Source organism: Pseudomonas sp. LW8, from assembly GCF_041956865.1.
Lineage (GTDB): Bacteria > Pseudomonadota > Gammaproteobacteria > Pseudomonadales > Pseudomonadaceae > Aquipseudomonas > Aquipseudomonas siliginis.
This window is the reverse complement of record NZ_CP168138.1, coordinates 2178289-2203794: the sequence shown is the minus strand read 5'-3', so window position 1 is coordinate 2203794 and position 25506 is coordinate 2178289. Positions and strand designations below refer to the sequence as shown.

At 60.4% G+C, this 25506-nt stretch carries 27 protein-coding genes; 15 read left to right on the top strand and 12 right to left on the bottom strand.

Annotated features, from left to right (window positions below; genetic code table 11):
* Nucleotides 1-126 precede the first annotated feature (126 nt).
* The 4 genes from AB9L16_RS09940 to AB9L16_RS09925 all read left to right on the top strand — a co-directional run bounded on the left by AB9L16_RS09940 (nt 127) and on the right by AB9L16_RS09925 (nt 3020).
* A complete protein-coding gene (locus AB9L16_RS09940; RefSeq protein WP_095179611.1) occupies nt 127-1329 on the top strand; it encodes an NAD(P)/FAD-dependent oxidoreductase in 1203 nt (400 codons plus the stop codon).
* 40 nt (nt 1330-1369) lie between these two features.
* On the top strand, nt 1370-2302 hold the full coding sequence (locus tag AB9L16_RS09935; protein WP_252877893.1) for an MBL fold metallo-hydrolase: 933 nt from the start codon (nt 1370-1372) through the stop codon (nt 2300-2302).
* Between the two features lie 178 nt (nt 2303-2480).
* Complete coding sequence (locus tag AB9L16_RS09930) at nt 2481-2687, top strand: hypothetical protein (RefSeq protein WP_370593551.1); 207 nt, start codon at nt 2481-2483, stop codon at nt 2685-2687.
* A gap of 84 nt (nt 2688-2771) precedes the next feature.
* Nucleotides 2772-3020: a DUF6555 family protein gene (locus AB9L16_RS09925; protein ID WP_041480580.1), complete on the top strand. Its 249-nt coding sequence runs from the start codon at nt 2772-2774 to the stop codon at nt 3018-3020.
* Between the two features lie 169 nt (nt 3021-3189).
* Here AB9L16_RS09925 and AB9L16_RS09920 read toward each other — a convergent pair whose 3' ends face one another.
* Complete coding sequence (locus AB9L16_RS09920; RefSeq protein WP_095179608.1) at nt 3190-3699, bottom strand: nucleoside deaminase; 510 nt, start codon at nt 3697-3699, stop codon at nt 3190-3192.
* A gap of 33 nt (nt 3700-3732) precedes the next feature.
* A complete protein-coding gene (locus tag AB9L16_RS09915) occupies nt 3733-5073 on the bottom strand; it encodes a nucleobase:cation symporter-2 family protein (protein ID WP_375123464.1) in 1341 nt (446 codons plus the stop codon).
* Nucleotides 5074-5275: 202 nt separating this feature from the next.
* Here AB9L16_RS09915 and AB9L16_RS09910 point away from each other — a divergent pair, with 202 nt between their 5' ends.
* Nucleotides 5276-6190 carry a LysR family transcriptional regulator gene (locus tag AB9L16_RS09910; RefSeq protein ID WP_375123463.1) on the top strand — a complete coding sequence of 305 codons (915 nt, stop codon included), beginning with the start codon at nt 5276-5278 and terminating at the stop codon, nt 6188-6190.
* Here AB9L16_RS09910 and AB9L16_RS09905 read toward each other — a convergent pair whose 3' ends face one another.
* Together AB9L16_RS09905 and AB9L16_RS09900 are read right to left on the bottom strand one after the other, a co-directional pair.
* Complete coding sequence (locus tag AB9L16_RS09905; RefSeq protein ID WP_073475213.1) at nt 6191-6616, bottom strand: VOC family protein; 426 nt, start codon at nt 6614-6616, stop codon at nt 6191-6193.
* Nucleotides 6617-6780: 164 nt separating this feature from the next.
* Complete coding sequence (locus AB9L16_RS09900) at nt 6781-7236, bottom strand: winged helix-turn-helix transcriptional regulator (protein WP_375123462.1); 456 nt, start codon at nt 7234-7236, stop codon at nt 6781-6783.
* Nucleotides 7237-7344: 108 nt separating this feature from the next.
* On the opposite strand from AB9L16_RS09900, the gene AB9L16_RS09895 reads away from it, so the two are divergent.
* On the top strand, nt 7345-8571 hold the full coding sequence (locus AB9L16_RS09895; RefSeq protein WP_315435620.1) for an MFS transporter: 1227 nt from the start codon (nt 7345-7347) through the stop codon (nt 8569-8571).
* Nucleotides 8572-8683: 112 nt separating this feature from the next.
* On the opposite strand, the gene AB9L16_RS09890 is transcribed toward AB9L16_RS09895, so the two are convergent.
* The 5 genes from AB9L16_RS09890 to AB9L16_RS09870 form a co-directional block, all read right to left on the bottom strand.
* Entirely contained in the window at nt 8684-8830 is a 147-nt protein-coding gene (locus AB9L16_RS09890) for a hypothetical protein (protein ID WP_177434183.1), read from the bottom strand.
* A gap of 108 nt (nt 8831-8938) precedes the next feature.
* On the bottom strand, nt 8939-9166 hold the full coding sequence (locus tag AB9L16_RS09885; RefSeq protein ID WP_024012535.1) for a PLD nuclease N-terminal domain-containing protein: 228 nt from the start codon (nt 9164-9166) through the stop codon (nt 8939-8941).
* An 86-nt stretch (nt 9167-9252) separates the two neighbouring features.
* On the bottom strand, nt 9253-9708 hold the full coding sequence (locus AB9L16_RS09880; protein WP_236169562.1) for a DUF421 domain-containing protein: 456 nt from the start codon (nt 9706-9708) through the stop codon (nt 9253-9255).
* 7 nt (nt 9709-9715) lie between these two features.
* The gene (locus AB9L16_RS09875; protein ID WP_323621039.1) at nt 9716-10234 is read right to left on the bottom strand and encodes a hypothetical protein; all 519 of its coding nucleotides are present in this window, start codon (nt 10232-10234) and stop codon (nt 9716-9718) included.
* Complete coding sequence (locus tag AB9L16_RS09870; RefSeq protein WP_375123461.1) at nt 10231-10740, bottom strand: CinA family protein; 510 nt, start codon at nt 10738-10740, stop codon at nt 10231-10233. The genes AB9L16_RS09875 and AB9L16_RS09870 overlap by 4 nt, the downstream gene beginning before the upstream one ends.
* 165 nt (nt 10741-10905) lie before the next feature.
* Here AB9L16_RS09870 and AB9L16_RS09865 point away from each other — a divergent pair, with 165 nt between their 5' ends.
* Nucleotides 10906-13287: a DUF3772 domain-containing protein gene (locus AB9L16_RS09865; RefSeq protein WP_375123460.1), complete on the top strand. Its 2382-nt coding sequence runs from the start codon at nt 10906-10908 to the stop codon at nt 13285-13287.
* Nucleotides 13288-13292: 5 nt separating this feature from the next.
* On the opposite strand, the gene AB9L16_RS09860 is transcribed toward AB9L16_RS09865, so the two are convergent.
* Nucleotides 13293-14306, bottom strand: a complete 1014-nt coding sequence (locus AB9L16_RS09860) for a LacI family DNA-binding transcriptional regulator (RefSeq protein ID WP_375123459.1) — start codon at nt 14304-14306, stop codon at nt 13293-13295.
* A 203-nt stretch (nt 14307-14509) separates the two neighbouring features.
* Between AB9L16_RS09860 and AB9L16_RS09855 the strand changes: the two genes are divergently transcribed.
* The 3 genes from AB9L16_RS09855 to AB9L16_RS09845 are packed head-to-tail and all read left to right on the top strand — an operon-like array spanning nt 14510 to nt 18026.
* The gene (locus AB9L16_RS09855) at nt 14510-15673 is read left to right on the top strand and encodes a Gfo/Idh/MocA family protein (protein ID WP_375123458.1); all 1164 of its coding nucleotides are present in this window, start codon (nt 14510-14512) and stop codon (nt 15671-15673) included.
* A complete protein-coding gene (locus AB9L16_RS09850; RefSeq protein WP_122692000.1) occupies nt 15663-16745 on the top strand; it encodes a sugar phosphate isomerase/epimerase in 1083 nt (360 codons plus the stop codon). The genes AB9L16_RS09855 and AB9L16_RS09850 overlap by 11 nt, the downstream gene beginning before the upstream one ends.
* Nucleotides 16746-16787: 42 nt before the next feature.
* The gene (locus tag AB9L16_RS09845; RefSeq protein ID WP_122691999.1) at nt 16788-18026 is read left to right on the top strand and encodes a nucleoside permease; all 1239 of its coding nucleotides are present in this window, start codon (nt 16788-16790) and stop codon (nt 18024-18026) included.
* 79 nt (nt 18027-18105) lie between these two features.
* Here the strand turns inward: AB9L16_RS09845 and AB9L16_RS09840 are convergent, their stop codons facing one another.
* On the bottom strand, nt 18106-18405 hold the full coding sequence (locus AB9L16_RS09840) for a hypothetical protein (RefSeq protein WP_375123457.1): 300 nt from the start codon (nt 18403-18405) through the stop codon (nt 18106-18108).
* 1029 nt (nt 18406-19434) lie between these two features.
* On the opposite strand from AB9L16_RS09840, the gene AB9L16_RS09835 reads away from it, so the two are divergent.
* Both AB9L16_RS09835 and AB9L16_RS09830 read left to right on the top strand, forming a co-directional pair.
* Nucleotides 19435-20271 carry an AraC family transcriptional regulator gene (locus tag AB9L16_RS09835; protein WP_122506934.1) on the top strand — a complete coding sequence of 279 codons (837 nt, stop codon included), beginning with the start codon at nt 19435-19437 and terminating at the stop codon, nt 20269-20271.
* A gap of 54 nt (nt 20272-20325) precedes the next feature.
* On the top strand, nt 20326-20919 hold the full coding sequence (locus AB9L16_RS09830; protein WP_375123456.1) for a LysE family translocator: 594 nt from the start codon (nt 20326-20328) through the stop codon (nt 20917-20919).
* Here AB9L16_RS09830 and AB9L16_RS09825 read toward each other — a convergent pair.
* The gene (locus AB9L16_RS09825; RefSeq protein WP_252885778.1) at nt 20916-21686 is read right to left on the bottom strand and encodes an AraC family transcriptional regulator; all 771 of its coding nucleotides are present in this window, start codon (nt 21684-21686) and stop codon (nt 20916-20918) included. The two genes, AB9L16_RS09830 and AB9L16_RS09825, sit on opposite strands and share 4 nt — an antisense overlap.
* A gap of 221 nt (nt 21687-21907) precedes the next feature.
* On the opposite strand from AB9L16_RS09825, the gene AB9L16_RS09820 reads away from it, so the two are divergent.
* From AB9L16_RS09820 to AB9L16_RS09810, 3 genes are read left to right on the top strand one after another with little or no spacing between them, the layout of a single operon-like run.
* A complete protein-coding gene (locus AB9L16_RS09820; RefSeq protein ID WP_375123455.1) occupies nt 21908-23533 on the top strand; it encodes an APC family permease in 1626 nt (541 codons plus the stop codon).
* A gap of 22 nt (nt 23534-23555) precedes the next feature.
* On the top strand, nt 23556-24482 hold the full coding sequence (locus AB9L16_RS09815) for a 4-hydroxyproline epimerase (RefSeq protein WP_375123454.1): 927 nt from the start codon (nt 23556-23558) through the stop codon (nt 24480-24482).
* A 54-nt stretch (nt 24483-24536) separates the two neighbouring features.
* Nucleotides 24537-25484: a dihydrodipicolinate synthase family protein gene (locus tag AB9L16_RS09810; protein ID WP_056784739.1), complete on the top strand. Its 948-nt coding sequence runs from the start codon at nt 24537-24539 to the stop codon at nt 25482-25484.
* Nucleotides 25485-25506: the final 22 nt, after the last annotated feature.

Sequence of the window (25506 nt, the reverse complement as noted above, 5' to 3'; positions counted from 1 at the left end):
GGCTCTACACAGCGGGCGATTGAGCGCCAGGCAGTACGGCAAGCAGTTACGGCGGCCAGTGATCGTCACGCCAGAGTCCGCATCGGACTCGGGTGTCATCCATCCATCAGCGTCAGGGAGCACATTATGAAACAGCAATTATTGGTGATCGGTGCAGGGTTCGGCGGGCTGTGGAGTGCGCTGAGCGCTGCGCGTTTGCTGGATATGCATGCCCGTCAGGATGTCGAGATCACGCTGCTCGCCCCGCAAGCGGAATTGCGTATTCGCCCGCGCTTCTACGAGCCGGACGTGCACAGCATGTACGCGCCGCTCGACGCGCTGTTCGATGCGGTGGGTGTGCGCTTCGTCAAAGGCACCGCTGAAAGCATCGACGCCCGGGCGCGCCGAATCGGTTACCGCGACGAGGCCGGGCGTCCGGGTGAACTGGCCTACGATCGGCTGGTTCTCGCCAGCGGCAGCCAGCTCGCTCGGCCTCCGGTGGTTGGCCTCAAGGAGCATGCGTTCGATGTCGATCAGATCGAATCCTCGGCGCGTCTGGAACGCCATCTCATCGCCCTCGGCAACCAACCGCCCAGCGTTGCGCGCAACACCGTGGTGGTCGCCGGTGGCGGTTTCACCGGGATTGAAACTGCGACGGAAATGCCGGCGCGCCTGCGCGCGATTCTCGGTGAGGATCAAGACCTGCGCGTGATCATTGTCGATCGCAGCAAGGACATCGCTGCGACCATGGGCGATGGCATTCGCCCGTCGATCATCGAGGCGTCCAATGACCTGGGTATCGAATGGATCGTCGATGCCAGCGTTGCCGCTGTGGATGCCAATGGCGTCACCCTCGCCGATGGCCGCCACATCGAAAGCCACACCGTGATCTGGACCGTAGGTTTCCGCGCCAGCCCGCTCACCGAACAACTCGACGCCGAACGCGATGGCCAGGGCCGCTTGCATGTCGATGGCAACCTCAAGGTGCACGGCATCGATCACGTCTTTGCCGCCGGTGATGTCGCTCGCGCCGCCACTGACGACCTCGGCAACTATGCCGCGATGTCTTGCCAGCATGCGATCAGCCTGGGTCGCTACGCCGGCAACAACGCCGCCGCCGATATCCTCGGCGTCGCTCCGACAATGTATCGCCAGCCCAAGTACGTGACTTGCCTGGATCTGGGCGCCTGGGGCGCGGTGTACACCGAAGGCTGGGATCGTCAGCTGAAACTGGTGAAGGCCGAAGCCAAAGAGCTGAAGACGCAGATCAACACGGTGTGGATCTACCCGCCCGCCGCCGAACGTCGCGCCGCCCTCGCGGCCGCCGATCCGCTGATCCCTGTAGCCTGATTTCACCCTCCGCTTTAGCCCTGAGAACAAGGAGAACACCATGACCCTGCATCTGGATTCCTTCACCGCCAACCGCGCGGTGGCCCTGCAAACGCAAAGCGAAGAACTGGTGCCGTCGCGCTACGCCCTGCGCCTGGGCGACATTGACGTGATGGTGATCAGCGACGGCGTGTTGCCGTTGCCGACCCAGACCATGTCAACCAATGCCGCCCCCGCCGACCGTGCCGCCTGGTTCAAGGAAATGTATCTGGGCCCTGACGCCTTCGACTGGGCGCTCAACGTGCTGGTGGTGCGTAGCGGCGAACAAGTCATCCTCGTCGACGCCGGCCTCGGTGGCCAATTCCCCGGTTTCCCGCGCGCCGGGCAGTTCCCCAAGCGCCTGGCCGCTGCCGGGGTGGACCTCGCCGACATCACTGATATCGTCATCACGCACATGCACATGGACCATATCGGCGGCCTACTGGTCGACTCGGTGAAGAGCCGTCTGCGCCACGACGTGCGCATCCACGTCACCGCTGCGGAAGTGAATTTCTGGTCCACGCCAGACTTCACCAGCACCGACATGCCCGCACCAGTACCAGACGTCCTGCGCAGCACCGCCAACGCGTTCATCAACCACTATGAAAGCAAGTTGCACATATTCGAAGACGAATGTCAGGTTGCACCGGGCGTAGTTGCAAAACTCACCGGTGGTCATACGCCAGGGCACTGCGTGGTCTACGTCAACTCCGGTGGCGAGCGCCTGACCTTTGCCGGTGACGCGTTGTTCCCGGTGGCGTTCGATCACCCTGACTGGCACAACGGTTTCGAACACGATCCGACCAAATCGGTGGAAGTGCGCGTGCGCATGCTCAAGGAAGCCGCCGCCAGCGGCGAGCTGTTTGTCGCCACGCATCTGGCCTTCCCTTCGGTGGGTAGGGTCGCGATCAATGGTGCTGCTTTCCGTTGGATACCTGCGATTTGGGATTACTGATTGCGCGCCTGAAATCTTCGCCCGGCTTCTGCCGGGCGAAACCTTTTTCACCGCCATTGCTACGCAGAACCGTGCGGGCGGTGACCATACTTCGGTTGCTGTGTACCCTTTCTGCATCAAGCAAATCTGAGCAGAGGATGGAGTGTTGGCATATCTGGATTGGGTGCAATGGCCGGCGATGCTGGTCACCGTTCTGGCCGCCTGGCTGATCGGTTCGCAACGACCGCAACGGCGCATGAGCGGCTTCGTTTGTTTCAGTCTGAGCAATTTGCTGTGGGTGATCTGGGGCGTCCATGCCGGGGCTTACGCGCTGATCGTTCTGCAGCTTTGCCTGTTCCTGATGAACCTGCGCGGCTTCATGAAGAACCGCGTTTCAGAGCGCTGAGTGACGATGATCATCTGGCCAGAAAATCCTTTGAATTTTTCTTGTCGGACAAAATCATTTACGTATGAGCGTAAGGAGGAACTCATGCGTAGCACCGATATTTTCGTCATCGAATACAAACATCACGACCAGCCAAAATCATTCGTCATCCGCGCCAAGAGTATGCGCAACGCCGACGCTTGGCATTGGGCGAGCTGTGACGCCGGTATTGCGCCGATTCCGAAACCGGGTAAACCACCGTTGAAAGTGGTTTCCAAACCCCAGGCCGAGCGCTATGGGATTACGGAGGTGAAGTGGCGCGAGACGGCAGCGCTGGACTGGACGGAGGCTTAGGCAAATCGGGTCGCCTGGCTGAGCTTGCAAGTCAGCCAGGCGCCCCACAACAGACCATGGGGGGCATTCCGCTGGGGAATGTGCGGTTATCGTCCCGGTGAAGTGACCAGTACCTGACCGCGCGAAACTGATCGTTCCTCACGCTCCGCGTGGGAACGATCCATATCAACTAAGACCAGAACCCTTTATGCGGCTCAGCCGCCTCTTCCTCCAGCATCGGCCCGAAAACGCTCACCGTGCGCTGCCCTCTGGCAAACACTTCGCGACACGGCAACGAGAACGTCGGGTTCTCGGGATGATCGCCGGTCAGCCCGAGCAAAGCATGTTCCGATAACGCGTACACCACTCGCCCGACACCGGTCCAATACACCGCGCCCGCGCACATGCAGCAAGGTTCGGCGCTGGTGTACAGCGTGCACGCCTCCAGCTCCGTGGGTGACAAACGCTTCGCCGCCGCAGCCACCGCGACCAGTTCGGCGTGCTGGGTGGGATCACCTTCCGGCGGCATCGAATTGTTGCCCGCTTCGGCAATGACGTTGCCGTCGCGGTCCGCCACCAGCGCCGCAAACGGGTGCCGGCCACGTTGTTTCGACGCCTGCGACAGGGCGATGGTCTGGCGCAGCAATGCCAGGTCCAGATCGCTGACGCCGGCCGGGACAAGCTGAGTGAATTGATTCATGGGTAACTCCTGGGCAGTGAGAAAAGACAAAAGTCAGTCGGCCAGTTCGGCCGTGGAAGCGCCGACGGCGTCGGTCGATGGTTTTTGTTTGTTGAGCAAGAGGTTGAGCAGAATGGCGGTGATCGCACCGAGAAAAATGCCGCTGTCGAGCACCAGTTTCAGCGTCGGGCCGACATGTTCGAACAGGGCCGGAAACGACATTGGCAAGACGCCGACGCTGACCGACACCGCAACAATGATGGCGTTGCGTGTGCCTTCGAACTGCACCCGTGACAATTCCTGAATGCCCGCCACCGTGGTCATGCCGAACATGACGATCGCGCAGCCGCCCAGGACTGGAGTGGGCACCGCCGCAATCAACGCGCCGAGCTTGGGGAACAAGCCCATCAAAACCATGATTGCGCCAGCGGCGGCAACGACGAAGCGGCTCTTGATGCTCGAAAGCGCAATCAGGCCGGTGTTTTGCGTGAAAGCGTTATAGGGAAAGCTGTTGAACACACCACCGAGCATGGTCGACAAGCCGTCGGCGCGGAAGGCGTTGCCGAGGGTCTGCTGCGTAGTCGGTTCGCCGACCAGTTTGCCGATGGCCAGGCAGTTGCCAGTGGTCTCGGCCATGATCACCAGCATCGCCAGGGTCATGATCAGAATCGGTACCAGAGAAAATTCCGGCGGACCAAAGGCCATTGGCGCGCTCAACTCGAACCACGCCGCCTCGCTGACCCGATTGAAGTGCGTCATGCCGCAGGCGGCAGCGATCAGGCTGCCGACAAACAAGCCGATGAGCACACTGAGATTGCCGATGAAACCGCTGAATTTCGCATAAATCACCAGCGTCACACTGACCGTGGCCAGGCCCAGCAGCAGATTGGCCGGGCGACCGAAGTCAGGCGAATCGGGATTACCGCCACCCAGCCAGATTGCCGCCGCCGGCATCAGTGAAATACCGATGATGGTGATCAGGCTGCCAATCACCACGGGCGGAAAGAATCGCAGCAAGCGGCTGAACACAGGCGCCAGTGCGATGGTCAGGAAGCCGGCGGCGATCACCGCCCCAAAGATCTGGCTGAGGCCGAACTCCTTGCCGATCATGATCATCGGCGCCAGCGCAATGAACGAGCAGCCCTGAATCAACGGTAACCGCGCGCCGAACTTCCAGAAGCCGAGGGTCTGAATCAACGTCGCCACACCGGACGTCAGCAGGTTGGCGTTGATCAGTAAAACCACCTGAGCCGACGTCAGCCCCATCGCACTGCCGAGAATCAGCGGCACCGCCACCGCTCCCGCATACATCACCAGAACATGCTGCAGACCGAAGGTGACCAGCTGCCGCAGGGGCAACACCTCGTCGACCGGGTGAACGCGTTGTGTAGTCATGGCACAAGCTCCTGAAGGGGCAGCGTTGGTTGTAATCGCGGGCGCTCAGGGACAGATGCACAGAAAGAATCGGCCCCGGCGTTCAAAGACGCGAGGTCATCCTTGAATGTTTTTAACGATGAAACAAATTGGCAACCATCGCTTTTTTCGATGGCAAAGACGCGGCACAATCGCCGTCTCGCTCAACCTCGGAGTACACCGCGTGCGCTTCTCACTCGATCAGTTGCTGATGTTCGTCCAAGTGGTGAAAAGCGGCTCGTTCTCCGCCGCCGGGCGCAAGATGGGCAAGACGCAGTCGACCATCAGCGCAGCGATCGCCAATCTGGAAACCGACCTTGGCGTCGAGCTGTTCGACCGCAGCAATCGCAGCCCTGCCCTCACCGCCAGCGGGCATAAATTACTGGTGCAGGCAGAAGCGGTACTGGAGCGCTGCATGACCTTCGAGGCCCACGCTGATTGCCTCTCGGATAGCGTCGAACCGAGCCTGACCCTGGCGATTGAAACGCCGTACGGCCCGATCATGCCAGTGCTGCAAGCGTTCGAGCAGGCCTTCCCGTTTGTCGATCTGATCATTCGTCACCCGGTCTACGGCGATGTCAGCGAACTGGTCAGCAGTGGCGAGGCGGTGCTGGGGGTGGCGTTTTCGCAGCCGGGCTATCCTCGGGAACTGGCGTTCCAGCAACTGGGCAAACTGATCATGCTGCACGTCTGCCATCCCGATCATCCGCTGGCGCAACTGGACAACGTCACCTTCGACGATTTGCATGTGCACCGGCGCCTGGCGTTCAGTGCGCACGCCAGCAAACTGCCGAGCAGTGAATACCTGCGTTCGACGCAACTGTGGCAAGCGGAAAGCTATCTGGCCCTGCTGGAAATGGTCCGCGCCGGCCTCGGCTGGGCGACCTTGCCGCGCCAACTGATCCAGCGTGAACTGGGCAATGGCGAACTGGTCGAGTTGCAGCTGTCGGCGTACCCGCATACCGACTGGCAAATCGGCGTCGACCTGTTATGGGCACGCCAACGGCCGCTGGGCACGGCCGAGCGTTGGCTGAAGGAAAAGCTGCAGGCCAACAAGGTTTATGAACGCGATCGCAACGGCCAGACCACTACGCTGTGATCATTTGGCAAACACCTGACTCATGTCTTTGAACGCCTTGAATTCCAGCGCATTGCCGCAGGGATCGAGCAGAAACATGGTCGCCTGCTCGCCGACCTGACCCTTGAATCGAATGTAGGGCTCGATCACGAATTGCGTGCCGAATGACTTCAGTCGCTCAGCCAGTGCCTCCCATTGTTCCCACTGCAAAATGATGCCGAAGTGCGGGACCGGTACGTCGTGACCGTCTACCGGGTTGCTATTAACGCTTTGCTGGGCAGCCGTTTTCGGCTGTTCGTGGATCACCAATTGGTGGCCGTAGAAGTTGAAGTCGACCCATTGCGCGCTGGACCGCCCCTCCTCCAGGCCGAACACTTCACCGTAAAAACGCCGGCAAGCGGCAAGATCGTAGACCGGGATGGCGAGGTGGAAAGGTGAAAGGCTCATCAGGCACTCCGGTAATCGCGTTGCTGGAAATATGGCAACGGCGCACCGCTGCTGATCGAGGATCGAAAACAGCCTAGATCAAAAAACCGGCGGATGCCGACTTGACTTTTCATGCCATGGAGATAGCGCGGCTGTGAATACACGCCACGACTATCTGCCCGGCTTCATTGCCGGCGCGCCACCACTTTTCGGTGACAGTCCGCCGGGGCCAGCACCGCGCCCGCCGTGGAGCGCACGACGATAGTCTCAACGGGCTCGGCCCGTTCGTTGTCGAGCAGAATCGAATGCTCCTCGCCTTCCGCAAACAGAAAGCGCTCGCCCCACTGCCGCAGGCTGACGACGATGGGGAACGCCGCGCGGCCCATGTCGGTGAGCACGTATTCCTTGTAGGCGCTGCCATCGGACGCGGGCTGAATCTGCAGCACGCCGAGCTCGACGAGCATTTTCAGTTTGACCGTGAGGATGTTCTTGGCCAGGCCCAGACGTTTCTGGAATTCGCTGAACCGGCGCACGTCATCGAACGCATCGCGAATGATCATCAAGGCCCAGCGATCGCCAATGGCTTCGAGGGTTCGGGCCACCGGGCATTCGCTCTGCGCCAATGTTTGTTGTCGGGCCATGTGATTCCTGATGGACTCGGCTATTGAATGTGGTTGCATTTAACAACCCGAATGAATAAAGATCAACGCATCGGTTTCAATTCAAAACCACACTACGAGGAAGCAAGGATGCCGTGTCAGACGCAAAACCTGATCAATGCGCAAGCCGCAACTGACAGCGCAACGACCGGGCTGAGTCGTTTGCAGACTTTTCTCTTTGCAATCACCTGCGCGATAGCAGTGGCCAATGTTTATTTCGCACAGCCATTGTTGGAATCGATGGCCGCCAGCCTCGGGGTTTCACCCGGTGCAATCGGCGTTGTGGTCACGGCCACGCAAGCCGGGTATGCGGTCGGGCTGCTGTTCATTGTGCCGCTGGGTGATCTGCTCGATCGAAAGAAACTCATCGTCAGCCAACTGCTTTTGTCTGCAACGGCGCTGTGTGCCGTGGGCCTGTCCGAGAGCTGGGGAGTGTTGCTCGGCGCCATGATGCTGGTGGGATTGCTGGCGGTGGTGGTGCAAGTGGTGGTCGCCTGCACCGCCAGCCTTGCTCGTCCGGAACAGCGCGGCGCCGCCGTAGGCACCGTCACCAGTGGCGTGGTGCTGGGCATTTTGCTGGCGCGTTTCGTTTCCGGCGTAGTGGCTGATCTGGCCGGTTGGCGCGGCGTGTATTTTGTCTCGGCAGTCATGATGATCGGCATGGCTCTGCTGTTATGGCGCACCCTGCCCGCCTCGGCAAAACCGCCCGCACAGGGCAGCTATCGGCAATTGCTGCGCTCGATGTTCCAACTTTTTTTGACTGAGCGGGTATTGCGCATCAGAGGTATCTTCGCCCTGCTGATCTTCGCCGCGTTCAGTGTGTTGTGGACGTCGATGGTGCTGCCGCTCAGCGCCCCGCCCCTGTCGTTGTCCCACACGCAGATCGGCCTGTTCGGACTGGCCGGAGTGGCGGGCGCGCTCGCCGCCGCACGGGCTGGGCGCCTGGCCGATCGCGGCTTGGGCAATCGCACCACCGGCATCACCCTAGCGCTGTTGACGCTGTCCTGGCTACCCATCGCATTTGTCGACAGTTCGCTGCTGGCGATGGCCGTCGGAGTGATCCTCCTCGACTTCGCCGTGCAAGCGGTGCACGTCACCAACCAAAGCCTGATCTTCGCCGCACGGCCCGATGCGCAGAGCCGACTGGTCGGTGCGTATATGTGTTTTTACTCGGTGGGCAGTGGTTTGGGCGCCATCGCGGCGACGTATACCTATGCGCACTCTGGCTGGGTGGCGGTGTGTTTTCTCGGAGGAGGGATCAGTGCTGTGGCGCTGATGTATTGGGTGTGGCTGGAGTACGTTTATTCACACGACTGAACCAATGTGGGAGCGAGCCTGCTCGCGAAGACGGAGCATCAGTCAGCACAGAGTTGTCTGACCTGACGCCTTCGCGAGCAGGCTCGCTCCCACAGGGATTACTCGCCAGCAGCTACTTGCCGTCCTCGGGCTTCTCGGTCTGCATCTGCACCGACGGTTTGCTTTTGTCACCGTCCTTGTTGGGTGCATCGTTGGAATCGAAGCAGCCGCTCAACAGAAACATTGAGCAGAACCCCAGACATACGCAGATTTTCTTCATGACAATCTCCTTTCAGCAGTGGTATTGCTACCCGGTTCAAGCTTGACCTAGCATCGTTTACCTTCTTCCGGGATGTGCGCAAATTCATTGCAGGACTGCATCGGGCTCTCAGCCCTTACTGTGCTCCGGCGACGAAGGCCCTTCCTTGACGCCGCGCGGGCCGGCGATGCCCCACACGATCAGGCCGAGCACCGGGAACACGATCAAGCCGATCGCCCAGGCGGCTTTGACGCCGACGCTCTTGTTGCTGCGAAACACGCTGACAATCGCCCACAGGTCGACCAGCAGAATGATCACCGCCACGGCGATGGAGAAGTAACTCGCTGCCTCGTTCATTTCGCAATCCTCCGATGACTTGTAAGCATTGGGCTGCGGGGCTTTTTCAGCGTTCAAAAAAATTGCGCGTGCGCGGCGCCAAAGGCTCAGCCGCCTTCCGCATCCTGGCGGATCACGGAAATCTTGCCGTTGCGCTCGATGATCGCGAACTTGATCTGGTCGATGGTTTCAATGCCCTGACTGGAGCGCGCCGCCTCCATGACATCCGCCTCGACCAGCCGCGCATGGCGCAGACGCCGCTGCAACAGCTTGCCGTTCTCGACAATGATCGTTGGTTCACCATCGATCAGCCGCGAGATCCAGCTGGACCGCTGCTTGAGCAAAGAGAACCCAACGTCGATGGCGATCAGGGTGATGATCACCAGAAACGCATTGGTCAGGGAAAAATCATCACCAAGCAGCGCTTGCTGGGTGGCTTCACCGATGATCATCAGCAAGACGAAATCAAACGTCGTCAGCTCGGCCAACGAACGCCGACCGGCAATTTTGAACAGCACCATCAGTGCCAGATACATCGCGAGTGCACGCAACACCGAGTCCATGGGTCACCTATGGATAAATGAATTGAATGAGCTTCACTTCGCTCGAGCCCGGCGCGCGGATATGGCTGCGAAACAGGCCCAGTCCGTCACCGCGCAGGGTCAGATAAAGCGTTGCCTGGCCCTGCGCATCCGCCTGCAACCACAAACGCATGCCCTGCGCTGAACTGCGCATACGCACTGGCGCCGGTTGCATGGTTTCGATGCTGAAGCCATCGAGCATCTCGCCGCCGATGTCCAATTCGACGATAGCTTCAGGCGTCGCGTGCACGCTGAGTTTCAGCGGGTTGGTCGAGCCGTTGCGGTGGAACATCTCGTACTCGACCTGGACTTTGCCATCGTCGCTGCGGGCGTCCTGCGAACTGAGCACGCCCCGGGAAAACAGCCCCAACAGACCCAGCAGCATGCACAGCACCAGCAGATACCAACCGATGCGCTCGAAGCGCCAGACCTTCAGTTGATAGGCCATGTCCTCCTGCACCGGGAACTGCCGACTGCGCAGATCGGGATGCTCAGCGTCAGGCTTCATCGGCGCCACCCTCCCTCGCCGCGCAAGGCGCGACGGTGATAGGCCGGCAACTGCTGCAAGGCGAATTCACAGGCCAGGGTCTGCACTTCACTGCGCGACCCGGCAAACCATTGCCGGGTGCTGAACAGAAAATGTCGGTCATCGAACTGAAACGCCCAGGCAAAACACACCGTACCGGCCTTGATGCCATCCATATCGTCGGGTCCGAGAATGCCGGTGGTGGCGACGGCGACGTTGGCCGTGCTGTCGCGCAACGCACCGATGGCCATTTCACTGGCCACTTCCACGCTGGTCAGATTGAAGGTTTCCATGGTCGCCGGGCTGACGTGGAGCAAGCGCTGCTTGGCTTGCGGCGAATAGACCACGTAGCCGCATTCGATCAGCTCGCCGCTGCCGGGCACTTCCGACAGCAACATGACGATTTCCCCGGCCGTGCAGGATTCGGCGGTGGTGATGATCAGCGAATGTTGGCGCAGGTATTCAATCGTTTCCTTGGCGATGGACATGGCACGCTCTCGAAGCTGTTATTGCCGGTTGACCGCTCGCTGTGCGGATCATTCCGCTGGACTGGATGAGCGTATACCCGCCTCTTCCAGTGAAAGTTTTCCGCCCTGTTCGGCACGATCACCTACCCTCATAGACTGTGTGATCCACTCGAGCCCGCCGCCCCCATGCGCTGTTCATTCAAGTCGTTGTTTTTGGTTCTGTTGCTGCTGCTGATGCCGGGCAGCGCTGCGCCGTGGGCAGCGGACCTTGCCGCGCCGGCGAACTCAGGCGCAGCGCCGCTACCTGTGATTTCGCAAAGCGATCTGCAAGCCCTGCAACAACGCCTCGACGGGCTCAAGCAGCAGATCTCGGCAGCGAACAATTACAACCAGCTCGAAGGCCCGCAGGATCGGGTGCAGGCGTTCATTCTCGATGTCGATCGGTTGTCGGCAGCGCTGTTGCCGCAACAGGCGCAACTGGCGGTGCAACTGGGCGTGCTCGGCACCGCTCCAGACGCTGAGGTGGCTGCCGAGCAAGCCGATATCGTCGCGCAACGGGCTGCGCTGGCGGAACAGAAAAGCAAGGTCGACGGCACCCTGAAAAGCCTCGCCGCACTGAAACAGAATGCCGCCGACCTGATCACGCAAATCGCCGGCATCCGCCGCACGCTACTGGAAAGCGAACTGACCCTGAGCACGCGCAGTGTGTTGAGTCCGCAGTTCTGGGCGCCACTGATCAATCCAAGCGAGGACGACCGCCAGCGCCTGCGACTGTTCGTCGAGCAGGTGGCTGACGTATGGGCCACGGTCTGGGCGCCGGGCGAGCGGTTTTACACCTGCGTACTGGTGCTGCTGGCGCTGCTGATCTGGACCTTCGGCCGACGTCTGGCTGAGCGCGGGCTGACCTGGTTCTGCATTCATCGCGTGGCGGAGGGCCGACTGCGCCGCAGTGCCTTGGCCTTCGCCTCAGCCATAGCGACCTTCATCACCACCGCCATCGCCCTGAAGCTGCTGTTCTACGCCTGCACCCGCCACGACGCCCTGCCGCCGGTGCTGGAAACCTTCTCCGAAGAGTTCGAAAAAGTCGTCTATGCCTGCGTGCTGATCACCGGGCTCAGCCGTGCATTGCTGTCCACCGAGCACCCGTCGTGGCGCCTGCCGGCAATTGCTGATCCAGTGGCGCTGGCCCTCAAGCCTTATCCGCGAATCCTCGCCTGCGCGTTGCTGGTGTTGGTGACGCTGGTGCAAGTCGCCAATGCCACAGGCATGAGCAGCCACATCGTGATGGCCGGGCGCGGCGTGATTTCCATGGTGGTGCTGGCGATCATCGGCACGATGCTGGTGCGCGTGGGCAAAGTGCGCAAGGCCTTGGTCGCCGCCAACGACGCTTCGGCGACGAACAGCGTGTTCGCCGGGCTGATCTACAGCGTCGCCAGCATCTCGATGTTTGTCACGGCCATTTCACTGCTTGCCGGCTATGTTTCGCTGGCGCGGTTCATCAGTTATGAACTGGTGTGGAGCTACGTCGTGCTGTCGGGTTTCTATTTGCTCATTCAGTTGGTCAAGGACGCCTGTGAACACCTGTTTTCACCGAAACACGCGAGCGGCCAGGCGCTCAAGCAATTGCTCGGGGTGAGCGATCGACGCCTTGAGCAAACGTCGATCCTGTTGTCCGGCGTCAGCCGCGCCGGCCTGATGCTGATGGCGCTGATTTCGTTGTTTGTCGGCGGCATCGGCACCACGCTCGGCCAACTGGTCACCAACATCATGTCGATTCTTGGCGGCGCCGGTTTGCGCAAGCTGAATATCGTCCCCGGGCACCTGCTCAATGCGCTGTTGGCGCTGCTGATCGGCATCTGGCTGATCCGTACATTGAGCCGCTGGCTCGACAACGAATTCCTGCCCAAGACCGACATGGACCCGGGCATGTGCGCGTCACTGAGCACGCTGTTTTCCAACATCGGCTACGCCTTTGTGATTCTGCTGACGCTGTCGTCGCTGGGCGTGCAGTGGACCAATCTGGCGTGGATCGTCAGTGCGCTATCCGTAGGTATCGGCTTTGGCTTGCAGGAGATCGTCAAGAACTTCGTCTCCGGCCTGATCCTGCTCACCGAGCGCCCGGTGAAAGTCGGCGACCTGATCAGCATCAGCGGCGTCGAGGGCGACATCCGCCGGATCAACGTGCGTGCCACGGAAATCCAGCTCAGCGACCGCTCGATCGTGATCGTACCCAACTCGCAACTGATCTCGCAGAACCTGCGCAACGTCACCCTCGGCGGCAGCGCTCAGGGCGTGGCGTCGCTGGAGCTGGTTTTCCCGCTGGATATTGATCCTGAAGAGGTCAAACAACTGCTGCTGGATGCGTATCACGAGAACGAAACCATCCTCGATAAACCGGCGCCGTTCGTGCGTTTCAGCAAATTGTCGCCGGACGGCATAACCCTCACGGTCACCGGCTATGTCGGCAGCCCGAGGATTGTCGGGCTGACCAAGAGCGATTTGTTGTTCGAAGTGTTGAAGCGGTTGGGCGTAGCGGGGATTGCGCTGGCGAAACCGCCAGCGGCGTGATTCGGTTAGCGCTTGCCCGAGTTGTCGATGCGGGCCGTGCTGCTGCGTGGCGTCAGCTCGAACGGCAAGACGACATGCCGCTCTGTCAGCGGCTGTTTTTCGATCAACGCAATCAACATCTCGACCGCCTTGGCCCCGAAGGCCTCGGCCGGTTGCGAGATGGTGGTCAGCGGCGGATCGCAGTACGCAGCCATGGGAATGTCATCGAAACCCACCAGGGAAATATCCTCGGGCACACGCAGCCCGGCCTGCCGGATGCGCTTGAGCGCACCAATGGCCATTTCATCGTTTTCGCAGAACAGCGCGCTCGGCCGCTCGGCCAAGCCGAGCATCTTTTGCGCGCCTGCATAACCGGCCTCGAGGCTGAAATTGCCATGGCAGATCAGTGCTTCATCGAAGGCAATCCCGGCCTCGCGCAATGCCGCTTCGTAACCTGCCAGTCGATCCAGGGTCAGCGGGCTGTTTTTTGAGCCTTTGATCAGGCCGATGCGTCGATGTCCCAAGGCGATCAGGTGGTCGGTCATGGCTTTGGCGGCGGCGACGTTGTCCAGGCTGATGGTTGGATAACGCCCGGCCTTGAGCACTTCGCAGGCGTTAACGACCGGCGGCACATCGGCGTCGGCCGGGGCGTTTTCGAAAGGATCGTAGGCGCGCAACTGGATCACCCCGTCGGCCTGATAGGCGTACACCAGCTCGGCGAATTGTCGCTCCAGTTCTTCCCGGCCCTGGGTGTCGCACAGCAGCAGGCGATAACCGGCCGCCTGCGCCGCTTGCTGCGCGCCGCTGATGACGCGGGCGAAGAAGGTATTGGCGATGGTCGGCACCAGAATCACCAGATTGCCAGTGCGCCGCGAACGAAACTGCACGGCCATCAGGTTCGGCCGATAGCCGGCCTGCTCCACCGCAGCCATGACGCGCTCACGGGTTGGCGCGAGCACGCGCTCGGGCGATTTCAAAGTCCTCGAAACCGTCGCCACGGAAACCCCGGCCAGCCGAGCCACTTCGCGAATATTGGACAAAAACACCTCGTTGATTCATGCCGATCAGGCGCGGAGCTTACCGCAGGCGACGAGCGATCGAAACGCTGTCGATCATCCGCTGGCATTTGACACTCGGCTAATTCAAGCCTAGATTTCGCCCACGATGTAACCGGTTACATCGCTCATCAACATTGCATCCAGCTACCGAGACGACTGCCATGTACGCTGCCGCAAAAATAAGAATGGGTTTTGTTGGAGGCGGTGAAGGTTCATTCATTGCCCGTGCCCACCGGCAAGCCGCCGGCCTCGACGGACGCTTCGAACTGGTCTGCGGCGCATTCAGCCGCGACTCGGAGAATAATCAGCGCACAGCTGCGGCCTTGGGTGTCGCGGCCGAGCGTTGTTACGACGACTGGCAAACCCTGCTCGCCCGCGAGGCCGCACTGCCCGCCGAGCAGCGCATGCAACTGCTGGTCATCGTCACTCCCAATCATCTGCACGCACCAATTGCCCGTGAGGCATTGAGCGCCGGTTTTCATGTGTTCAGCGAGAAACCCGCGGCGCTGAACCTCGCCGAGGTGCAGGCGCTGCACTCGGTGGTCATCAACAGCCAGCGAATTTACGGGCTGGCGCACACCTACCTCGGCTACGCGATGGTCTGGCAGGCCCGCGAAATGGTCGCCAGCGGCGTGCTCGGTCGCGTGCGCAAAGTCCTCGTCGAGTACCCGCAAGGCTGGCTCAGCACCGATGTCGCCGGGCAAGGCAACAAGCAGGCCGGCTGGCGCGACGACCCGACGCAATCCGGGATCGGCGGCTGCATCGGCGACATCGGCACCCATGCGTTTTCCCTCGCCGAGTTCGTCACCGGCCAGTCGATTCAATTCATCAGCGCGATGCTCGGCGCCCATGTCGAGGGTCGGCAACTGGATGACGATGTGGCGATGCTGTTCAAAATGCGCGACGGCGCCAGTGGCGTATTGCTCGCCAGTCAGGTCTGCGCCGGTGAAGAAAACCCGCTGAAGATCCGCGTCTACGGTGACAAGGGTGGGCTGGAGTGGCGCCAAGAGGAACCGGCCAGCCTGATTCATCGACCGTTGAACGAGCCGATGCGCGTTCTGCGCTCCGGAGTCGGTCAGCCGTGGCTGTGTGCCGCCGCAACCCAACGCATGCGCCTGCCTGCGGGGCATCCGGAAGGTTATCTGGAAGCCATGGCCAACCTGTACGGCGATCTCGCCGAAGCGATTGTGCATGGCGCCGAGGGCCATCTGGCACCGGGCGTACCGGGCATCGATACCGGCCTGCGCGGCATGGCCTTCATTGAAACCGCGATCGCCAATCACCTTGGCAATGAAAAGTGGAGCGAGATACCCGGCCCTCTGACAGGAGCCCAGCACAATGAACAGTGATCAGCAAAATTTGACTGGCCTGAAAGGTCCGGGGATTTTCCTCGCGCAATTCATCGCCGACGAAGCGCCTTTCGACTCCCTCGCCAACATCGCCGAATGGGCGGCCTCGCAAGGCTACAAAGCCATCCAGGTACCGACCCTCGGCACACGGTTCATCGATTTGCAGCGCGCCGCTGAAAGCCAGGATTACTGCGACGAACTCATCGCCGTCTGCGCCCGCGCCGGTGTGGTGATCAGCGAGTTGTCGACGCACCTGCAAGGGCAATTGGTCGCGGTGCATCCGGCGTTCGACAGCCTGTTCGACGACTTCGCCCCGCCCGCGCTGCGCGGCAAGCCGCAGGAGCGCACCGAGTGGGCTGTTGATCAGTTGAAACTGGCCGCTCGTGCCAGCAAGCGTTTGGGACTTACGGCCCATGCGACCTTCTCCGGCGCCCTCCTCTGGCCTTACGTGTATCCGTGGCCACAGCGTCCGGCCGGCTTGGTCGAGCAAGGTTTCGCCGAACTGGGCAAGCGCTGGCTGCCGATCCTCGACTGCTTCGAAGAGGCTGGCGTTGATCTGTGCTACGAAATCCATCCCGGCGAAGACTTGCATGACGGCGCGTCGTTCGAACAGTTTCTCGAAGCGGTGAATCATCACCCCCGCGCCGCAATTCTGTATGACCCGAGCCACCTGCTGCTGCAGCAAATGGATTACCTCGGCTTCATCGACCGTTACCACCAACGCATCCGCATGTTCCACGTCAAGGATGCCGAGTTCCGCCCCGATGCGCGCTCCGGCGTCTATGGCGGCTATCAGGGCTGGGTCGAGCGTCCCGGGCGCTTTCGCTCGCTGGGCGACGGCCAGATTGATTTCAAATCGATCTTCAGCAAATTGTGCCAATACGACTTCAACGGCTGGGCCGTGCTGGAGTGGGAGTGCTGCCTGAAAGACTCCGCACAGGGCGCGGCGGAAGGCGCGGCGTTCATCGAGCGACACATGATCAGCAAGACCGCCAAGGCCTTCGACGATTTCGCCGGAGTCAGCGCTGACGCTGCTTCCAACCGACGCCTGCTCGGTCTGACTGACGATTGATTCATCCGCGTTACCGACATAAAAACAATACGGTGATCTGAAATGAACGTAATGAATGCGCGACTCAGCGTGATGATGTTTTTGCAGTTCTTTATCTGGGGCGGCTGGTTCGTCACCCTCGGCACTTTTCTGGCGACAACGCTGGCCGCCAGCGGTGGTCAGGTCGGCATGGCCTTTGCCACGCAATCCTGGGGCGCGATTCTGGCGCCGTTTGTCATTGGCTTGATTGCCGACCGGTTCTTCAATGCCGAACGCATTCTGGCAGTGCTGCATCTGCTTGGCGCAGTGTTGCTTTATCAGCTCTATCGCGCGGCAGACTTCAGCGCGTTTTATCCCTATGTGCTCGCCTACATGATGGTCTACATGCCGACATTGGCACTGGTGAACGCCGTGGCGTTCCGCCAGATCAAAGACCCGGCGCTAGAGTTCTCGCGCATTCGCGTGTGGGGCACGGTGGGCTGGATTGTCGCTGGCGTGGTGATCAGCTTCGTATTTGCCTGGGACTCTCAGCAAAGCATCGCGGCTGGAAGCTTGCGCAATACGTTCCTGATGTCCGCCGTCGCGTCGCTGTTGCTGGGGCTTTACAGCTTCAGTCTGCCGAACACTGCGCCGCTGAAAAGCGCAGCGGGCTCATCAAGCCTCAAGCAGATGCTCGGCGTCGATGCCTTGGGTTTGCTCAAGGATCGTAGCTATCTGGTGTTCTTCCTCGCCTCGATCCTGATCTGCATTCCGCTGGCCTTCTATTACCAGAATGCCAATCCGTTTCTGGCCGAGATAGGCGTGACCAACCCGACAGCGAAGATGGCCATCGGTCAGGTGTCGGAAGTGCTGTTCATGTTGCTGCTGCCGCTGTTCATTCATCGTTTCGGCATCAAGATCGCCCTGCTCGTTGGCATGGCTGCCTGGGCGTTGCGTTACGTGCTGTTTGCTTTTGGCAATAACGACGATCAGGCATTCATGCTGCTGATCGGCATTGCCCTGCACGGCGTGTGCTATGACTTCTTCTTCGTGTCCGGGCAGATCTACACCGATGCCAAGGCACCGGAACGCTTCCGCAGCTCGGCGCAAGGTTTGATCACCTTGGCTACGTACGGATTGGGCATGTTGATTGGTTTCTGGATCGCGGGACGGATTACCGACCACTTCACATCAAGCGCGGGGCATGACTGGAGAAGCATCTGGCTGTTCCCCGCCGGTTTTTCCGTGGCGGTATTGCTGTGTTTCTGGGCGACATTCAAGAGCCGCGATCGCGACAAGGCTGTGCTGCCGAGTGCGGTTTAGAGCAGACTTGTAAAGCGTGAATAGAACGAATGCCGCCTGTGGTTGAGGCGGCATTCGTTATCGATGCTCATCGTTGCGCTCAAGCGGTGCGACGTTCGAGCAGACGGTCAGCGCCACCTTCAGCGACCCGATTGCCTTGCAGATGATCGGAGCCATCAGAGGCTACTGCATCGCTGAACAGTGGATCGGTTTCGGTTGCGGCTACTGCATCGCTGAACAGCGGGTCAGTTTCGGTTGCGGCTACTGCATCGCTGAACAAGCGGTCTGTTTGAGTGGCGGCCGCGACCGCATCCCTGAACAGCGGGTCGGTTTCGGTGGCGGCGAAGGCATTCAGTGCAAAAACCGAGAAAGCGATACCGAGGATAGTCTGGCGTTTCATGATGATGTGCTCCGAGTTGCAGCGGTTGGGTATGGAGCCGATCTTACGCCGCACCGTGGATATGAGAACTTCATTGACTTAATGGTTGTTATTGACGCAATCAATGGCTGATCGAGCATGAGCCGCTATTGGATCGATCTTCATGCTGTTGCTTACGTCGTTAAGCGAAACGCCCTACAAAGTCGAAAGCATAAAACCGACAATCTCGTTTCTGACAGTTTTTGCGCACAAAAAAAGACCCGTACCAGTCGAAACCGAAACGGGTCTTTCCCCACTTAGACGACCTTATTTCAGGTCGTCAAAGTGATCTCGCAGGAACTCGTAAAAGCGCAAGGCTTTCAACAATCTCCATACAAGGCTCAGCGTACGCAGCAAAAGCTTCATACGTTTTGGCCTCCAGTGCTGGCGGCCAAACCTCCAGCAAACTTACCGGACCATGCGTGCCTTCAGCCTACATGTTGGTGTGGCTAGTGAGGCGGCCGGTTGAAATCCCTCCGAGACAACATTCCGGCGCGGGTGCGAATCCGCGTCAGAGGGCGTAAAACCTTTTGCGCCCCCAGCCAAACCTCACTGCTCTACCAACAAGATGAGCGCGGGCATCTTAACCCAGAAATCAGAAGAGAAAACCCGAGTAGCCAAGGTTATCCTGCGGCTACGCCTGAACCTTTGTAAAATCGTATTTCTGACAATGTTTATTGACAGACCTGAATTCAGTTACATGCGTTGGACGTTCCGAAAAAACCTCGCACACCACGCTAAACCCTCGTTGCACTGACGGGAGAAACTCAATACCATGCGCGGACATGTTGGTGTGGCTAGTGAAGCACATGGCCTCGGCTCCAAACCGAGGATTGAAAAACCGCCCCGCGAAGGCGGTTTTTTTTCGTCTGCGTTTTCTGATCCCGCCCCATCCAAGGCACATTGCCTGACACGATCCCCCTGCGCACCTGCACAAATCTTCTAAACACTCTCCTCCGCCACGCGGTATTTTAGAAACGCCCCTGCTCAACCGACCTATGGAATCCTCCCATGGACAAACGCAACTGGATCACTCTCTCCCAGGATGTCGATACCGGGATCGAGTCGATTCGGGCGCATTTCCGTGGGCATGCCTACGATCCGCACTGGCATGACAGTTTTCTCGTCGGAGTGACCGAGCAAGGCGTGCAGCAGTTCAATTGCCGTCGTGTGCGTCATCGCAGTACGCCGGGGCATGTGTTTCTGCTTGAGCCGGGTGAAATCCACGATGGCCATGCGCCGACCGAGGATGGCTTCACCTACTCGATGCTGTATCTGGATCCGCACTGGCTGGAGCGCGAGCTGCACGCGCTGTTCGAAGAGGCACCGGCCGACAGCCAGCCAGGCTTTGCCGACACACTGAGCCACGATCCGCGCCTGTCGACAGCGATCGTGCAAGCCTTCCACGCGTTACATGACGGCGATCTGCGCATCGTCCGGCAGACTGCGCTGGATGGCCTGCTGGCGTCCCTCACCCGTCATCTCGACTGGCGCAAGCGTCAGGACTTCGATCCGCGCCTGCCACTGGTTGCGCAGGTTGCGCGCGACTATCTGCATGCCCACACCTACGAAGACATCGGCCTCGACGACCTAGCGCAAGCCTGTGGTGTCGATCGTTTTCGCCTGACCCGCGCGTTCAAGGCCGCTTTCGGTCTGGCACCCCACGCCTACCTGATCCAACTGCGCCTGGCCAAGGCACGGCAATTGCTCGCGCGCGGCGAGACGCCAGCGCAGGTGGCCAGCGCGCTTGGTTTTGCCGATCAGAGTCATCTGGGGCGCTGGTTCCGCCGCGCCTATCAATTGACCCCGGCGGACTACCGCAGACGCTGCTCAAATCTTCCAGACTGAGGCCCGCCCGCTGACGATCATGGTGTCCTGTTTCGACTTTCAGGAATTTGCACCATGGCTTCTTTACTGCCCTTTCTGCTGTTTGCTTTCGTCGCCTCGATCACTCCGGGGCCGACCAATATTCTGGTGCTGAGCCACAGTTCGCGGCGCGGACTGATTGCCACGCTGCCGATCATTTTCGGCGCCTGTGCGGCGGCGGCGCTGATTGTGCTGGTGGTCGGGCTCGGCGCTGGCGAAACCCTGTTGCGCTTTCCGCGCGTGCAGCAAGCCATGGCTTGGGCTGGCGTGCTCTGGTTGAGCTGGCTGGCGTGGCAGATCTTTCGCAGCCCGCCGCCATCCCTGGACTCGAAATCGCAGGAACAAAGCTTGAGCGTATTCGGCGCGGCGCTGCTGCAATTGGTCAACCCGAAGGTGTGGATGATGGCTGTGGCGGTGGTCAGCGTATTCGTTGGCGGCGGCGACAAGACGCTGCGCCTGTTGGTGTTGTCGCTGGCGTTTCTGCTGGTGTCGTTGCCGTGCATGACGCTCTGGGCATTGCTCGGCGTTGGCAGCACGCGGTTGCTCAGCTCACCGCAGGCGTTCAAGCGCATGAACGCGGCACTGGCCCTTCTTCTGCTGCTCTCGGCCTGGCTGGCCGTGTTGGTCTAATGCCCGGTGGCTTGCCGGTATTCGCGTGGTGTAAACCCGGTCGAGGCTTTGAACTGACGGGTGAAAGCGCTGTGATCGGTGTAACCGCATTGCAGCGCCACCTCGGTGATCGGCAAGTCGCTGTGCAGCAATCGATGCGCATGTTCCAGGCGGACTTTCTGAATCATCTGCCGTGGTGTCAGGTGGAAAACGCGTTTGCAATAGCGCTCCAGTTGCGCCACGGAAATCCCGGCGATCCGCGTCAGTTCACTCAGCGTCACCCGCCGGTTGAAGTTGCCGCGAATGTATTCATCGACAGCCGCCAGGCGCTCGAACGCCGGGTGGGTTTCACTGGCTGACTGCAGATCCACCGAGATCCCCACCAGACCGATGATCGTCCCGTCACGGTTGTAGATCGGCCTCTTGTGGGTCAGGCACCAGCCCGGTTCGCGACTGCCATACAGATGCAGTTCGAGCTGATCCTCCAACACGAAACCTTCCTCCAGCACCTTGCGATCCTGCTCGGTATAACCCGGCCCCAACTGCGCCGGGAACACCTGCGCACTGGTTTTGCCGAGCAACGGGCGCAGGTCCTTCAAGCCACAACGCTGCACCAGCGTACGGTTGGCCAGCACATAACGCGCTTGCAGATCCTTGATGAAGATCGCCGCATTGGGGATCACATCGAGTATCGGCAACAGCTGCGCGGCACCCGCGACCATCTCTTCGAGGGTCTGCGCACGCAAGCCGTCAGTGCCTTGGCACAGGATCGAAAACGCTGACTGCATCAAAGACTTCCCCTCGAATTGAACCACCGCAAATGTCACTCGCCAGCAGATTGCAGCAACGTCGCGACCCTGTCGAGGCCGCGCATTCATCGGTGCCATTGTGCTGAATTCGTCATCGATCCCGGCATAAAACATCAATCGCCGCCACTGCCGGGCGGTGCAAAGTCTGCTCGTCCCCGTGACACAACTGCCTATCCAATAACTCACAAGAAGGCGATGCCATGTCAGGCCAAGGCAAGTTCAAAAAACAGCTTTCATTGATCGACCTCACCTTTATCGGACTCGGCGCGATCTTCGGCTCCGGCTGGTTGTTCGCCGCCAGCCATGTCTCGGCGATTGCCGGTCCGGCGGGGATTTTCTCCTGGTTGCTGGGCGGTTTTGCCGTGTTGCTGCTGGGCATCGTCTACTGCGAACTGGGCGCGGCATTGCCCCGTGCCGGCGGCGTGGTGCGCTACCCGGTTTATTCCCACGGCCCGCTGCTCGGCTACCTGATGGGCTTCATTACGCTGATTGCGTTTTCCAGTCTGGTGGCGATCGAAGTGGTCGCCTCGCGCCAATACGCGGCGGCGTGGTTTCCCGGCCTGACCAAGGCTGGCAGTGGCGATCCGACGATCCTCGGCTGGCTGGTCCAGTTCGGCCTGCTCTGCGTGTTTTTCCTGCTCAACTACCGCAGCGTGAAGACCTTCGCCAAGGCCAACAATCTGGTCAGCGTGTTCAAATTCATCGTGCCGCTGCTGGTCATCGGCGTGCTGTTCACCTTCTTCAAACCGGAGAACTTCCAGGTTCAGGGATTCGCTCCATTCGGCCTGTCCGGCGTGGAGATGGCGGTCTCCGCCGGCGGGATCATCTTTGCCTATCTGGGCCTGACGCCGATCATTTCCGTCGCCAGCGAAGTGAAGAATCCACAGCGCACCATTCCCATCGCGCTGATTCTTTCGGTACTGCTGTCGACCTTGATTTACGTGCTGCTGCAAATGGCTTTTCTCGGCAGCATCCCGACGGAAATGCTCGCCAACGGCTGGGCCGGTATCAGCAAGGAATTCGCCCTGCCCTATCGCGACATCGCCCTGGCGCTCGGTGTCGGCTGGCTGGCGTATCTGGTGATTGCCGATGCGGTCATTTCGCCGAGCGGCTGCGGCAACATCTACATGAACGCCACGCCGCGAGTGATCTACGGCTGGGCGCAGACCGGCACCTTCTTCAAGGTCTTCACCCACATCGATGAAAAGTCCGGCATCCCGCGTCCGGCGCTGTGGCTGACTTTCGCCCTGTCGGTGTTCTGGACCCTGCCATTCCCGTCGTGGGAAGCGCTGATCAACGTGGTGTCCGCCGCGCTGGTGTTGAGCTATGCGGTGGCGCCCGTATCGGTTGCGGCGCTGCGGCGCAATGCGCCGGACATGCCGCGCCCGTTTCGGGTCAGGAGCATGGGCCTGCTTGGGCCGGTGTCGTTCATCATCGCCGCGCTGATCGTCTACTGGTCGGGCTGGAACACCGTGTCGTGGCTGCTCGGCCTGCAAATCCTGATGTTTGTCATCTACCTGTTCTGCGGTCGCTTTGTGCCCACTGCGCACCTGAGTCTGGCGCGTCAGGTGCGCTCATCGGCGTGGCTGATCGCCTTCTACGCGGTGACCATCGTGCTGTCGAAACTCGGCACCTTCGGTGGCCTGGGCATCCTCGCCCATCCGTTCGACACGATCGTCGTCGCCGCTTGCGCCACCGGCATTTACTACTGGGGTGCAGCAACCGGCGTGCCTGCGCATCTGCTGCGCCTGGACGACGAGGACGAAGAAAGCGAAAGCCCTGCGCCCTCGTCCACCGTCACCGCCCGCCCTGCCGGCGCCTACTGAAATCATCCAACGGGATCTCTCCATGAAACGAGTACACGTCATTGATTCCCACACCGGCGGCGAACCGACACGGCTGGTGATGAGCGGCTTCCCCGAGTTGTCCGGCAACAGCATGGCCGAGAAACGCGATGCCTTGCGCAACCAGCATGACCAGTGGCGGCGCGCCTGTCTGCTCGAGCCACGCGGCAACGATGTGCTGGTCGGCGCGCTGTATTGCCCGCCGGTCTCGCCTGATGCCACCTGCGGGGTGATCTTCTTCAACAACGCCGGCTACCTGGGCATGTGCGGCCACGGCACCATCGGCCTGATCAATTCGTTACAGCATCTGGGGAAAATCCAGCCGGGCGTGCACAAGATCGACACACCGGTGGGGCAAGTCAGCGCGACGCTGCACGACGATGGCTCGGTCACTCTGGGCAACGTGCCCGCTTACCGTTATCGCAAACAGGTGTCGGTGGACGTACCCGGTTTTGGCCGCGTGGTCGGCGATATCGCCTATGGCGGCAACTGGTTTTTTCTGGTTTCCGAGCATGGCCAGACCCTGACCATGGACAACGTCGAACACCTGACGGCGTACACCTGGGCGATGCTCAAGGCGCTGGAAGATCAGGGCATCTTCGGCGAAGACAGTGCGGTCATCGACCACATCGAATTGTTCGCCGATGACGATCAGGCCGACAGCCGCAACTTCGTCATGTGCCCCGGCAAAGCCTATGACCGCTCACCGTGCGGCACCGGCACCAGCGCCAAACTTGCCTGCCTGGCAGCCGACGACAAGCTGCAACCGGGCGCACCGTGGATCCAGGCGAGCATCACCGGCAGCCAGTTCGAAGGCCGCTTCGAATGGGAAGGTGAACGCATTCGCCCGTTCATCACCGGCCGCGCCTACATGACCGCCGACAGCACCTTGCTGATCGACGACAGCGACCCGTTCGCGTGGGGCATCTGAGCCGCCACGCCGATTTTTCACTTCGAATCAAACGAAATGCCAAGGAGTTGAACCATGAGCGACAACATCTTCACCGGTTGCATGCCGGCCCTGATGACCCCGTGCACCGCCCAGCGCAAACCGGACTTCGATGCGCTGGTGAGCAAGGGGCGCGAGCTGATTGATATCGGCATGAGCGCCGTGGTCTATTGCGGCTCGATGGGCGACTGGCCGCTGCTGACTGAAGCCGAGCGTCAGGAAGGTGTGGCGCGCCTGGTCGCCGCCGGGGTGCCGACCATCGTCGGCACTGGTGCGGTGAATACCCGTGAAGCGGTTTCCCACGCAGCGCATGCGGCGAAAGTCGGCGCGCAAGGCTTGATGGTCATTCCGCGCGTGCTGTCCCGTGGTGCTTCGGCGACGGCGCAAAAGGCCCACTTCGCTGCCATCCTGCAAGCCGCACCGAACTTGCCGGCGGTGATTTACAACAGCCCTTACTACGGCTTCGCCACCCGCGCCGATCTGTTTTTCGAACTGCGTCGCGAATACCCGAACCTGATCGGCTTCAAGGAATTTGGTGGGGGCGCAGACCTGCGCTACGCGGCTGAGAACATCACCTCCAAGGACGATGACGTGACCCTGATGGTCGGTGTCGACACGCAAGTGGTGCACGGTTTCGTCAACTGCAACGCTACCGGCGCCATCACCGGTATCGGCAACGCCCTTCCTCGCGAAGTGCTGCAACTGGTCGCGCTGAGCAAGCAGGCCGCGCAAGGCGATGCCAAGGCCCGACGTCAGGCGCGGGAGCTGGAATCGGCATTGGCAGTGCTGTCATCGTTCGACGAAGGCTGTGATCTGGTGCTGTATTACAAGCACTTGATGGTGCTCAACGGCGACAAGGAATACACCCTGCACTTCAACGAAACCGATGCGCTGAGCGACTCGCAACGGCGCTATGCCGAGAAGCAGTATTCGCTGTTCCGTCACTGGTATGAAAACTGGTCTGCCGAACAGAATTTCGCCTGACCACCACCTGCTGCGAGTCATC